Genomic DNA, 12551 nt, shown 5'->3' with positions numbered 1-12551 from the left:
AAGCGATTCCAAAGGCCTTCAGCAAGGCCGCGGGAGATCCATTTACCCCTCGCCCGCCGTCGCAAGCGCGAGCGCCCAACCGGTGTCGATCCACCGCGTCGCCGCCCGAGGCGTCCCCTCAAGATAGCGCAGCAGGTTGACCCGCTGCTCGTCCAGCCGCCCGCCGTTCTTTCTGACGTCGTCGCGCGCTACGATCACCCACGCGAGATCGGTCAGCGACACCGTTCGCTCTGCAAAGCCGTCCGGGCCACCGTCGATGCGCAGCCCGCCGCCGTCGGCCCGGCCGACGATCCTGCACCGCCGGCCGTCCCGCTCCACGAAGGCGCCCGCGCCGGGCCGCCGGAGCAGGTCCTCCACGAGCACTCGCGCACACTCGCTGCTCCCCGCCGGCAGCGATCGGGACACTGCACGGCCTGATCCCAGGGCGCGGTACGCAGCATAGTCGACATCCGGACAGGCCCAGAGCCCCTCCTCATCGAGGTAACGGGCCACGCCAAGGTATCGCCATCCGGGCTCGCCGGGCGGCCGCGCGAGCACGAAGGCCGTCTCCCCAGGGCGGCGCTCCTGGGCTGGCACCGGCGTTCGAATGCGATCGGGCGCGACCAGCGCTCCTGGTGCCTCCAGACAGAAGAAGAGGTGACCGCCGACACGGCCGGTCCGCGGCGGCTCCTCCAGCCCGAACGCGCGGGCTGCGGCCTCGTCGTCCTCGAAGCGCTCGCCGGCGCTCGGGCCGATGTCCTCGGGGCGGACCACCTCGACCAGGAGCGCGATAGGCACTGTCTCGGCCGTGGCCTCGTAGGACGGCCCGTCCGGATTGTCCGAACGGAGCCGCCATCGCGACCGATCGCGCACGATCCGCTTGATCTGGTAGGCAAACCCCAGATCGCGATCGGGTATCTGAAGCAGCGCCACCTTACCGTCCAGCGCATCGTACGAGGCGCCGCGCGCAAACCTCATGATCAGCCAGTCCCCGTCGCGGATCGGACGCTTCCCGCCATACATCGAGTCGCCCGCAGCGCGCACCGCAAAGAACCCATCGCCGCGCGCGGCGGCGATCGGGAGCAGCACCTTCTCGGCCTCAGGAGGGAGCTCCGTCGGTACGCCGGCGGCGCCGGCCGCCGCGCGCAGATCGGGGAAGGCGATGAGCGCGCCGCGCGGCGCTGTGGAGACCCCTTCGGGGCTCTCCGGCTCAACCCACAGCCCATCGGGTGAGCGGACGAAGCGGACGTAGAACGCCGTTCCAGGCCGGCCGACGGCGAGACCGAACCAGCGGCGCATCAGATCCGGGAGCTCGTTGCGCTGCGAGCCCACGCGGTGCGCGACGTTGCAGAACTCCTTCATGAAGCGGAAGCGCCACACCTCGCCGTCCGGAAGGCGGACGTCGACGTCCCCTGAAGGGCGGTCAGGGCGGGCTGCGCGCGAGGGCAGCTTGAGGATGGGGTCGCGCTTGTTCCACAGCACCTTGGCCGAGAACGACGCGCCGGAGCCGTCCTCGCGGCGGCGCGCGCGGTACATGGCGAGCCGGTAATCGACGAGCTCCCGCGTCATCGCGGCGAAGGCCTCCTCGTCGCCTGGAGGACAGGAGAGCTTCGAGACGAAGCGGTCCTTGTCGAGCGCAAACCAGCGGCGGCCTCGCGCGCCCGTCCACGCGGCGATGGGGTTCTCCTTCCAGTAGCTGACGAAGCGCGGCTCGTCGAACCTCTGGCCGCCGCCCAGCTCGGCCACGCCGTCGAGATCGCGGGAGAGCTCCGGAGAGCGGGCGAGAATGGATTGGCTCCGGCGCGCGAGCTCGATGGTCGAGATCCCGTCGAAGAGCGCACCCGTCTCGAGCAGCGCTTCGAGCGTGACCATCTTATAACACCTGCTCATCGCGGTGTTCTCGAGCTCCCTGAGCCACGCGCCGGCGGTATGAAGGACCCGGAGCTCCGGCGGGCTCAGATCACCCTCGGAAGCCACGAAATCGAACCAGCCCTGGTGAGCTGGCCGCAGCGTGGCAGGCCGGTAGCCCATCCGGAACAGCTCGCCGGCCGTCGGGCGCTCTCCGCGCGCGTCGCGCAGCTCGCGGTACACGCGCTCCACCTCGCTCTTCCCGCGGGCAGGAAGCAGGCTGAGCAAGATGTGTTTGGCCTCGAGATCGAGGTCCACCGTGCAGCCCGGCGGCAGGCGCGCGGCGCGGATGCCGCCAAGGAAATCGCGCAGATCGGACGGCTTGGAGCCGAGCGAGATCAGCGTCCGCACGCGGTCGAGGAACACGCGATGATTGCCCACGAAGTCGAGCACGGTGAGGCGCGCCTTCCCGTCCGCGACGCGCAGACCGCGGCCGAGCTGCTGCAAGAAGACGACAGGAGACTCCGTGGGACGGAGCATCACCGCGCGATCGACGTTCGGCAGATCGATGCCCTCGTTGAAGAGATCGACAGCGCACAGCGCGTCGAGCTTGCCGGCGACGAGGTCCGCCAGCGCCTCCTCGCGCGGCGCCGACTCCGGACCGGAATGGACCGCGGAAACCCGAACACCTCGTGCGGCAAGGAAGTCGCAGGCATGGTGCGCGTGCCGGATCGAGCAGCAGAACACGAGCGTGCGCTCCCCCGGATGCTCCTGCCACGCATGCCACATCTGCTCGAGGCGCCGGTCCGTGTCGATGGCCTTCTCCAGCTCTCCTGGGTCGAACCTCCGGTTCTGGAAGGTGACAGCGCGGTAATCGATCTCGTCCCTGAGGCCGAAATACGCAAAGGGGACGAGCAGCTTCCGCTCGATGCCGGCGCCGATGTCCGCCCGGTAGGCGACGTGATCGTCGAAGAGCCCGACGACATCCGCGCCGTCGGCGCGATCGGGCGTGGCGGTCAGGCCGAGCAAGAAGCCCGGCTCGAGGCGATCCAGGATGGCGCGGTAGCTCGGCGCGGTGCCGTGGTGAACCTCGTCCACGATGGCGTAGTCGAAGCTCCCCGGGGCGAGACGCGCGAGGTGCTCGGGACGGGACAGCTTCTGCACCGAGGCGAAGACCACATCGCCGGCCAGCTCATTGGCGCTCCCGGCACACCAGCCGAAGCGCGCGGTGTGGCCCCGCAGGAGGCGGCGGAACGTCCGGGCTGCCTGGACGAGGAGCTCCTCGCGGTGGGCGAGCACGAGGACGCGCGGACGGCGGCCGTGGTGCTCGGCCCAGGCCTCGACGTCGAGCGCGGCGAGGTACGTCTTGCCGAGGCCGGTGGCGAGCACCACGAGCGCGCGGCGGCGCCCCTCCTCCGCGCGGCTCCGCTGCAGCGCGGCGAGCGCCTCGCGCTGGATGGGGTGCGGGGGAGGCGGGGGATCGACGGGCTCGGCGTCTTCCTCACCCGGCGGCAGGCCCACCGCGATCTGCCGCGCGCGACGAGCGTAGCTCTCGACCCAATCGGCGGTGAGCGGCCGGGCGCGCGACCACCAGCGCTCGAAGGCGAAGGCGACGGCCCGGTAGGCGTCCGGATCGCGGTGGCGGTCAACGCGGAGGTTCCACTCGATGCCGGGACCGAGCGCAGCGCGGGAGATATTGCTCGATCCGACGAACGCGGCGCCGAAGCCCGGGCCCTCGAAGCGCCACGACTTGGGGTGGAACGAGCGGATCTTGCCGGTGAGCGCGTCGACCTCGACCACGCGCGCCTCGAAGCTGCCCCGGGTGCCTTCGGCGCCCGCCAGCGCGGCGTTGCCGCCGGCCCAGTCGAGCAGCTCGGCGAGCGCCGTGGCCTGCGTGATGTGGAGGTAATCGCCGGTGACGAGCCGGACGCGAGCGCCGCGGCCGAGGGCTGCGAACACGTGGCGCTCCAGGACGTCGAGGCCGCTCTCCTGGACGAAGGCCGAGAGGATGGCCACGTCGGTCGCGCGTGCGAAGACCGGCGCGAGGTGGCGCGAGAAGGGGTCCTCGGCGCCGCCGGTCGCGAGTGGCGGGGGTCTGCCGGCGAGGTAGTTCCCCCGGCCCGGGATGACATGGCGCACGCCGCCACGCGGATCGTCCACGTCGCCGCGGAAGCGCGGGATCACGTGGACGTGCAGGTGCATCACGGTCTGCCCTGCGGCCTCGCCGGCGTTGATCCCGATGTTGTAGCCGTCCGGGTGGAGCTCGGCGTCGAGGTCCCGCTTGACCGTGTCGACCAGCTCGAAGATCGCGGCGCGCTCCTCGGCGGTGGCGTCGAACCACGTCGCGACGAGCCGGCGCGGAACGACGAGCGTGTGGCCGGGGCTGACCGGGAAGCGGTCGCGCAGCGCGATGGCGAGCGCGTTGCTCGCCACCCAGGCGGACTCGGGGGCCTCGAGGAACGGGGAAGTCACCGGCCGGCGGATGGTACTTCGAAGCGCGCGCGAGGTGTGCCCGGATTGCTGCCCTCTGCGACTTCCGGAGGAGCTCGATGTTGGGTACCCGGGCGACCGTTCACGTCGACGTGGACCTTCCTTCCGAGCCCGCCCGGCTCCACGTCCCGGAGGGGGACGATCGACGACCGCAGGTGCCGGTGGACAAGCATCATCGCGGGGGACAACTGACAAGCGCGGTCGCCTTGAGGCACTTCCTCGATCCAGACGGCAACTGGGTCACCGGCCGCGGTGCAACCGATGCCTCGCCCACGGCTTACCACGGCAAGCCGCCCTCGGTCGTCCTCCGCGAGGTATAAGCTCTTCCGCCGCTTCGAATCGTTCACCGCCGTTCACACGCCCTCCTGGGTCTTCTTCCACGCGATGAACTGATTACGCATGCAATTGCCGCATGGCCGGTAGCCGGCCGCGATGGCCGCTTCTTCGTCGGCAAAGAAGACGCGGTGCCTCGTATAGGAGTCGCGGTACTTGCGGATGGCTGCGAGTGCAGACCTGCAATCGAGGCGACCGTAGATCTTGTCTTTCGCGTTGCCGCCCAGAGTACCGGGCGTCGCGCTCTCGTACTTCTGCCCCCCAGAACCGAGGAGCCAGTACACCTTGCAGGGTTTGTGATCGGCGGGGCGGGTCATCGGCGCGACTATACTGGAGCGGGGGCCGGGAACGCGAAGGGCGCGCCTCTGGAGCACATCTCCGTGCTGCTCGGGCACTCTCGGGGATCTGCGCAACGACAGGCATATCCGGGTGTTTGAAGGCGATGCGACCGGGCACGACGACTTGTCCCGTTGAGGCGAAGAGGGCGTCTTCCAGGCACTCTCGTAGTTCCGGATGGACGAGAACGTGGCGGCTCACCTGGTGAAGTCCCTCCAGGTCTGGCCCCGAAGCTTCTCCGCTAAATCGGCCGCATCACTGGGCGCAAGCCTCTCGATGTCGAAGTACTGCTTGCTGTTCTGCATCCCGCCCTTGGTCGGCTTTCGGAAGTCGGTCGGATGAAGCGGGCCAAGCAGAAACACGCGCAACGGGTCGGTGCCAGGGCGAAGCCGTACACGCTTCGCCTCGGCGCGGGCGATGAGATCGGCGTCCGGTGTGTCGACGTGCTTCCATCGCAACGTGCCGCCACCCTCGCCGTCTAGCTCCACAACCGCCTCGATCAGCGCGACGTGTCGGACGGCCTTGCCTTGATACATCCCGAAGTACTTCGCCCGCAAATGGTTGTACGCACCGCCCTTCGCCGGGCACATGTAGACGTTCTCCTTCGTGACTTCGCCAGGACGCCCGCTGCAGTTTACGACGTCGAGTCGGTGCTTCCAGCGCGGTAGCACTCCAACTTCGTTCAGGTAAGCTTCGAAGTCGTCCAGCGTGTCCGAGAGGTTCTTCGAGACCTTGTCCCTCGGGAGTGCGTCGAGAAACTCCTCGAAGCTCACCGCGGCGAAGTAGATGCCGCCCTGGTACTTCTCAGTGCAGAGAGTCTCGATGTTCGAGAAGCGATTGTCGGTCAGCGCCTCGAAGTTCCCGAGGGCGACGAGAGCTTTGACGCCGCTACCGTCCTCGTGGAGCGCCTCGAGGTGTTGCTCTAGCTGCGCATCGTAGAACCAGTCGAAGTTCTTCGTCTCGATGTATATCGTGAACGGCCTCTGAATGATGAGACCATCGGGCACGCTTCCCTTCTTGCGCGTCTGCTGCCTGAAGCGCACGCCCACGACATCCGCGATGTTCTTCATCAACGAGGTTGCTCAGCACTTCGCCGAGAAACTTTGGGTTCTCTTCGTAGAGCATTCGCAGGGCAAGAAGACAGTAATTCGTCGTGCGGTTCTCCTTCTGGCCGTAGCCGGAGAAGAGCGTGATGTCACTGCCCATGGCGCCGAGCAGCTTACACCGCCGTCCTCCCGATATCCAGCTGATGAGCCCTGGGGTAGGTTCGGCGACGCTGCTGCCAAAGACACCGGGGGCGCGTGACTCCTGACGGTCCTGCATGCTGAGCGCCCACGAGGGTAGCCTGCAGATCTCGGCACAACCGTGGCAGCGCATCGAGCGGCTCACGCCTGCATTCGATCCACCGTTCTTTCAGAAGCTGGCCCGCAGGAGCGATGATGGCGACGCGTGCCCGTCGTGAGAGCCGGCTCGGTCGGCATCCCTGAGCTCGCCCGATGCCTGGCACAGCGCGGAGGTCTTCCGCGGCGACGGGCCCCGATCGCGCCGACGTGCCCCCGGGCAGAGGGAGGCCGAATGGCCGCGGCGATCGCTTGGCGACGCAGCCCGAGCATCGTCCTCGCATGTGCAACGCAGAGCACGCACATCCGTCGCGCGGCCACCGTGGTCCTTGCAGGCGGCCTTGCGGCTCCTGTTACATTGCGCCCGTGATCAGTGATCTCTTCGAGCTCCACGCCGGGGCGTTCACGCCCGCGGACCTGCGCGTTGTCTCGTTCCGCGGGCGTGAGGCGCTCTCCGAGCTGTTCTCGTTCCAGCTCGTCGTGCAGGCCACCCCCGAGCTCGAGGGCCGCGACGCCGAGCTGCTCGGCAGCCTCGCCGCCTTCGTCCTGCGCGATGGGCGCGGGGCCGAACGCCGCATCGAAGCCCTCGTCGACCAGGTGCGCGCGGACGCCGCGTTCATCGCGCGGACCGGCCCGACCTGGCACCTGCGCCTCGTTCCCCCGCTCGCGCTCCTCCGGCGCCGGACCACGAGCCGCATCTTCCAGGACGAGACCGTGCCGCAGATCCTCCAGCACGTCCTTGCCGCAGCCTCCATCCCGGTCGAGCTGCGCCTCTCGCGGACGTACGCGGTCCGCAGCTACTGTGTGCAGTATCGCGAGAGCGATCTCGCGTTCGTTCGGCGGCTCGCGGCCGAGGAGGGGATCGCGTTCTGCTTCGCGGACGCGCCGCCAGGCACCTTGGGAATCTGCGCCCCCGTGATCTTCCTTGACGACCCCGCCCACTACCCCGCAGCTTTCGGCATCGAGTCCGGCGCCCTCGTCCTGCGTCCTGAGGAGGGCCTCATGCCGACAGGGCGCGAGATCATCTCCTTCGGTCTGCAGCGATCCATCAAGCCAAGCTCGGTACACCTCAGGGACTATGACTTCCGCCGGCCAAACCTGGTCCTGAGCGAGCGGATCGGGCCCAAGGTGAGCGGGCCGCCACCGCTGGAGGTGTACCAGCACCACGCCGACTACGACACGCCGGATGTCACACCAGATCGCGCGCGGGTGTTCCTGGAGCAGGCCCAGCGCCGAGCGGTCGTAGGCAGCGGCGAGAGCTGGGTCCGCGAGCTGGCGCCGGGGCGTCGCTTCGATCTCAGCGCCGAGTTCTCCCCAGGGATCGAGGGGGCCTACGCCGTGACGCGTGTCATCCACGAGGGCCATACGCCCGAGCTGTCCGGGCGACCCGCGGAGCGCACCTACAGCAACCGATTCGAGTGCATCCCCGCGACAGCGCTGCTCCGACCGCGGGCGCCCAAACGCAAACCGCGGCAGGTCCTCGAAACAGCCGCGGTCACCGGGCCGGCAGGGCACGAGGTGCACACCGACGAGCACGCGCGCGTGAAGGTGCAGTTCCACTGGGATCTCGCAGGAGAGCGTAACGAGAAGAGCTCGGCCTGGCTGCGTGTCGCGCAGAGCTGGGCGGGCGCGTCGTTCGGCTCGCAGTTCGTCCCGCGCGTGGGCATGGAGGTGCTGGTCGGCTTCCTCGGCGGGGACACCGACTGCCCGGTCGTGCTCGGGTGCCTGTACAACGCCACGCATCCGCCGCCCTTCCAGCTCCCTGGGGAGAAGCTCAGGAGCGGCCTCCGAACCCAGAGCTCACCAGCTGCGGCCGGCTCCAACGAGCTCAGCTTCGACGACACCGCTGGCGACGAGCAGATCTACGTGCATGCGCAGCGCGACCTCGACGAGCGGATCGAGCGGCGCCGGACGACGCTCATCGGTGAGGACGAACAGACCGACGTGCGCGGCAACCAGCACAATCACGTCGCTGGTGAGCGACATGAGCGTATCGGAGGAAGCCGGCGGGGCAGCGTCGGCGGCGATCACGAGGAACGGGTCCAAGGCCACCAGACCGTGCGCGTGGACCGCGACCAGACGAACGAGATCGGAGGGAGTCGGCGGCTCGTCGTGGGCGGCGTATCCAAGGAGGTTTTCATGGATGACGCAGTCACGCTCTGCCAGGACACCTACACGCTCCACGTGGAGCGTCAGGCGGCGGTGACCGTCGGTTCTCGCGGTGATTCGTCCCGGAGCGACTTCTACGTGTTCGGCGATCACACGACCGGAGCCGCGGGTAATCTCGTACTCACGGCGAGCCAATCGCTCACCCTGCAATGTGGCGATAGCATCATCGCCCTCACGCCCGAGGGCGTGAAGATCGGCGGCAACGTGCTCGCGTTGGCCGGAGCGAACGGGGCGAGCATCAAGGGCAAGGGCCCTGCGCTCGACCTGGGCGAGGAGGCCGAGCTCGTTGCCAAGAAGATCCGGATTTTCTCCCCGAACGCCTCGCTCGATCTGGACGACGATGCGCACCTGCGCGGCAAGCTGGTCAAGCTCAACTGCGACTCGGCCGACCTGCTCTCCAGTGATGAGAACGACGAGCCGCCGAGGACCCGGCCGCTGCGGCTCAAGCTGTCGGACGTCGCGATGGCGCCCTACGCGGAAAAGACCTATCGCCTCACGGTCGACGGTCGCGTTCACGAGGGAACCACGGGCCCGAACGGTGAGCTCGAGCTGGAGGTACCGGAAGCCGCAAAGAGCGCGGTGCTCGTCGTCTGGATCGAGAGTTACCCGGAGGGGCCACGCCAGCAGTGGACCCTCAGCCTGCGCGAGAGCGCGCCGGCGGACTCGGTGCCCGGCGCAGCGCTCAGGCTGCGCAACCTGGGCTACTACGAGGGGCCGCTCCGGGACGACATGGCCGAGCTACCCGAGGGAGCCGTGCGAGGGCTCAAGGATTTCCAGCGAGACCACGGCGTGCAGGTGACCGGTAAGCTCGATGCGGCGACGGTCGCGAAGCTGAGGGAGACTTACGGCCACTGAGGTCGTGATGCGGGCGCGAGTGGGGCAAACAAGGTCTGATTGAGGTGTTGCATGAACTGGACGGATGGCGGCGGCGGCGCCGGGGGAGCGAGCGGAGGGAACGACCCGCGATTCGATGGGGCCGAGGGCGGGCCGCAGGCGTACGATTATCACACGCCCGATCCCCACGAGCCCGAGGCGCTGCCGCCCGAGCAGCCACCGGCCCCTCCACCGCCGCCTCCTCCCCCGAGCACGCTGCCAAAAGATCCGCCGCCACCCGTGGCTGCAGACGTAAGCCCAGGACCTGACAACCACATCTCGCAGGCGGCCGGAACTCCCTTCACGGGTGCGTTGCCGAAGTGGGTCCTCGAGATTACCCAGACGCAAAACGCCGCCGATCTGGAGCTTACCTACCCTAAAGGCGGGCCAACCACCAAGCGAACCGTTCGGCTTTACTGGTTCCGATTTCTTGGCGTCGGTTTCCATTCTGGCAATGTGATGGGTGTCAATCGGGAGCTCCTCAAGAAGCTGCTTCGCGCGCAGGAGGATCTCTATCGACAGTACCGCGAATCGATGGGCGCTCCGGTCGACGATGCCGATGATCAGAAGAAGTTCAAGGAGTGGTGTGTGGCGAAGGAGCTTGTCGGAGGACAGGGGAAGCGCGGTGGGGGCAACCACCGAGATGGGAGTGCAATCGATATCGAGTATACGGCCTCGCCGTGGGTACCGATTTACGGCGGCGATGGCCCAACCGGCGAGATCCACAACAACAGGAACGTCGAGTGGAGCAGGATCAACGTGTGGGAGCCTTGCTTGGAGGTGGTTCAGCGGGCCACGCTCTTCTGCTTCGGCCACAGCATTCAGCCGCGCAAGTCGAGCGACGCATCACGCTCCTACGATACCTTCAAGAAGGTCCATGATGGGCTGGTCGGATACCTCGCCTACCGTTATCCCAACGGCGCACAGGAAGACCTGACCGAGGCATCCCTGAGCGACTTCATCAACCGTGTCAAATCTGAGAAGGATACTACGCTCAGCGGTTGCAAGATTTTACTCCGCGATGGGAGCGGAAAGCTCGCTGAACGGAGCCCATACGACGAGCAAGGGGGCCTCGATGAGCGGCTCGTGGGCGAGGCGTACGCCCAGATCGAGGCCGATCGCAAAGTGATGCGGTACGGCATGGTGAAGAACGCCTTGAAGATCAACGCCGACCGAATCGATGAGAGCGCGACCAATTTCCGAGAGCCCTGCCGTGGGTTTCTGATGCTCAAGAAGGAAGTCGTGCTGGCGCTGATCAAGGTAGGCCTGCGCTGGGGAGGACAGGATTTTGGCGACATGATGCACTTCGATATGGGATTCGAGGTGCTCAACGAGTTCTACGATGTCGCCGTCGCACACAAGGCATCGCAGTCCTTGAAGTTGTTGGGGACGAAGGATGATGTCGGCCTCCAGAAGCTGAGGGATGCGGCCGCGGCAGTCAAGAGTGCAGCAGAGACGGCGGGGCCAGCGGCCAACCAGGCAAGCCTCGCCGGCAACACGGCGAAGGAGGACGCATGCCGCGCGGCGGTACGCTCGGCGGACGCAGCGCTCAGCAAGGTTGTCGCTGCCGGTGATGCCGTGAAGAGAGCGGCTTCCAGCGAGAAGATGCCAGAAAACAAGAGGCTAAAGGCGCTGGATGCTGCGGACGCGGCGCTGGCGGCAGCCAAGCAGGCCGAAACCGAGGCACAACAGGCGGCCGCGATGTAGGTCGACGCCGTGTCCCAGCCGTTCCGATCCGGTATCATGAGGCGCGAGATGAGTCGTCTTGTTCTCCTTGGTCTGTTTGCTGCGATCGGTGTGACCTCCTCTGCCTGTCGGCCAGCGGCGCGACAAGCCCAGCCCGAAGCCGGTGTCGCGCACGCCGCCCCTCGTCCGCCCGCAGCGTCGAGGGAGCAGGTCGGCCTATGTCCACCGATTCAACGCGCCCGGGTGGCCACGTTCAATGAAGAACAACGCACCCATGACAAGCGCTGGCTCTTGCCCGAAGTGGTGGAGAGTCCGCCCAGCGAGCCCGTGCAGGAGGACTCCGAGGTACCGCTGGACGAAGCCAGCGCGCGGGCGCGAGGTGCCACCTCTAGCAACGATCCGGCGTGGATACTGGGCGACGGGGTTCCGCCGTGCCGGATGATGCCGGGGCAGTATCTGCTCCAGCGCGAGAGCTGGGGACCCCAGATCGCGAGAGTCGTGCGGGTGCTCGAGGGGGTGTGCCCTGAGCAGGGTCGGTCGGCACGGTCGGTCGTGTTTCAGCAGACCGAATCGCCGGAGAGGTGCCTCTTGCATAAGAAAGAGACATTGACCCAACGTGCTCCACCCGAAGGTCTCATTCCCCAGAAGCGTTGCGAGGAGCCGGAGTGCCGCTATATGGAGGCGGTGGGCGGCGGTGAACTACCCGATGGTGGCGGAAGCGCGGTGCTCGAAGTTACAGCCACCTGGCTCTACCCTACGGAAGAGCATGAATGTTCCTGGGCGCATGACGACTTCTACGGCATCTTCGTCCAGGCGAGGAAGGACCTACCGTTTACCAAGATTCCCAACGTAGACAGCCTTTTCGGCGTCCTGGTCGACGATCGAGGACTCGGTGCCGTGATCGGCGACGCGTTATGGATCATGACTTTCGTGCCTATTGCTCCGTCTGGACAGCCGGAGAAGCCGCTCAGCGTGACGGCCCATGTGGCGCATCATGATGAGAAGACCTGGAACTCGCTCGCGCCCTACTGCGGGCCGTGAGCCGGTGGTTGCCGCGAGAGAAGGAGAAGCGAACATGTCAGCGCATGAGCCGAAGGCGGGCAAGCCTGCGGCAAAGCAAGGGGACAAGGTCGTCGGCATCGACACGCACGTGGTGCTGATCCCCTCGCCGGGCGGGCCGGTGCCCACCCCGACGCCGCTGCCTTTCAGCGGAACGTTGAGCGACGATCTGAGCCGGGATGTGCTGATCGAAGGCAAACCGGCCGCGATCCAGGGCAGCACCGCGGCGAATGCGCCCGCGCATGTACCTCCAGGGGGCACGTTCCAGCGCCCGCCGTCTAATCAGGCTCGGGTCCAGGCGGGCAGCAAGACGGTGCTCATCAACAACAAGCCGGCCGCGCACCTCGGGGATCCGGCGATGACCTGCAACGACCCGGCCGACGCGCCGAACGGGAGCGTGATCGCCTCCGGGACCGTGCTGGTCGGCGACTAGGGCCG

At 67.4% G+C, this 12551-nt stretch carries 9 protein-coding genes; 6 read left to right on the top strand and 3 right to left on the bottom strand.

Going from position 1 to position 12551, the window contains the following annotated elements; all coding sequences use genetic code 11:
• Positions 1-42 precede the first annotated feature (42 nt).
• Positions 43-4299, bottom strand: a complete 4257-nt coding sequence (locus WMF22_RS45245) for a DEAD/DEAH box helicase family protein (RefSeq protein WP_438033764.1) — start codon at positions 4297-4299, stop codon at positions 43-45.
• Positions 4300-4376: 77 nt separating this feature from the next.
• Here WMF22_RS45245 and WMF22_RS45240 point away from each other — a divergent pair, with 77 nt between their 5' ends.
• On the top strand, positions 4377-4637 hold the full coding sequence (locus WMF22_RS45240) for a hypothetical protein (RefSeq protein WP_438033763.1): 261 nt from the start codon (positions 4377-4379) through the stop codon (positions 4635-4637).
• A 33-nt stretch (positions 4638-4670) separates the two neighbouring features.
• Here the strand turns inward: WMF22_RS45240 and WMF22_RS45235 are convergent, their stop codons facing one another.
• Together WMF22_RS45235 and WMF22_RS45230 are read right to left on the bottom strand one after the other, a co-directional pair.
• The gene (locus WMF22_RS45235) at positions 4671-4967 is read right to left on the bottom strand and encodes an Ada metal-binding domain-containing protein (protein WP_438033762.1); all 297 of its coding nucleotides are present in this window, start codon (positions 4965-4967) and stop codon (positions 4671-4673) included.
• Positions 4968-5183: 216 nt separating this feature from the next.
• Positions 5184-6056 (bottom strand): hypothetical protein, encoded by an 873-nt coding sequence (locus WMF22_RS45230; protein ID WP_438033761.1) that lies wholly within the window; start codon positions 6054-6056, stop codon positions 5184-5186.
• On the opposite strand from WMF22_RS45230, the gene WMF22_RS45225 reads away from it, so the two are divergent.
• The 5 genes from WMF22_RS45225 (at position 6046) to WMF22_RS45205 (ending at position 12546) form a co-directional block, all read left to right on the top strand.
• Positions 6046-6291, top strand: a complete 246-nt coding sequence (locus WMF22_RS45225) for a hypothetical protein (RefSeq protein WP_438033760.1) — start codon at positions 6046-6048, stop codon at positions 6289-6291. The two genes, WMF22_RS45230 and WMF22_RS45225, sit on opposite strands and share 11 nt — an antisense overlap.
• Positions 6292-6692: 401 nt before the next feature.
• Positions 6693-9350 (top strand): type VI secretion system tip protein TssI/VgrG, encoded by a 2658-nt coding sequence (gene tssI, locus WMF22_RS45220; protein ID WP_438033759.1) that lies wholly within the window; start codon positions 6693-6695, stop codon positions 9348-9350.
• A 51-nt stretch (positions 9351-9401) separates the two neighbouring features.
• Positions 9402-11075, top strand: a complete 1674-nt coding sequence (locus WMF22_RS45215; RefSeq protein WP_438033758.1) for a hypothetical protein — start codon at positions 9402-9404, stop codon at positions 11073-11075.
• A gap of 222 nt (positions 11076-11297) precedes the next feature.
• Positions 11298-12095, top strand: a complete 798-nt coding sequence (locus WMF22_RS45210; protein ID WP_438033757.1) for a hypothetical protein — start codon at positions 11298-11300, stop codon at positions 12093-12095.
• A 34-nt stretch (positions 12096-12129) separates the two neighbouring features.
• Positions 12130-12546 carry a PAAR domain-containing protein gene (locus WMF22_RS45205; protein WP_438033756.1) on the top strand — a complete coding sequence of 139 codons (417 nt, stop codon included), beginning with the start codon at positions 12130-12132 and terminating at the stop codon, positions 12544-12546.
• Positions 12547-12551: the final 5 nt, after the last annotated feature.

Origin of the sequence: Sorangium sp. So ce204, from assembly GCF_051526795.1 — a bacterium.
Classification (GTDB): Bacteria; Myxococcota_A; Polyangia; order Polyangiales; family Polyangiaceae; genus Sorangium; species Sorangium cellulosum_B.
Note: the sequence above shows the minus strand (reverse complement) of the source record. Positions and strands in the feature narration are given on the sequence as shown.

Coding starts and splice junctions, on each gene's coding strand:
- WMF22_RS45240 (WP_438033763.1), top strand. CDS start 4,377: ATGTTGGGTACCCGGGCGACCGTTCACGTCGACGTGGACCTTCCTTCC.
- WMF22_RS45235 (WP_438033762.1), bottom strand. CDS start 4,967: ATGACCCGCCCCGCCGATCACAAACCCTGCAAGGTGTACTGGCTCCTC.
- WMF22_RS45225 (WP_438033760.1), top strand. CDS start 6,046: ATGTTCTTCATCAACGAGGTTGCTCAGCACTTCGCCGAGAAACTTTGG.
- WMF22_RS45230 (WP_438033761.1), bottom strand. CDS start 6,056: ATGAAGAACATCGCGGATGTCGTGGGCGTGCGCTTCAGGCAGCAGACG.
- WMF22_RS45215 (WP_438033758.1), top strand. CDS start 9,402: ATGAACTGGACGGATGGCGGCGGCGGCGCCGGGGGAGCGAGCGGAGGG.
- WMF22_RS45205 (WP_438033756.1), top strand. CDS start 12,130: ATGTCAGCGCATGAGCCGAAGGCGGGCAAGCCTGCGGCAAAGCAAGGG.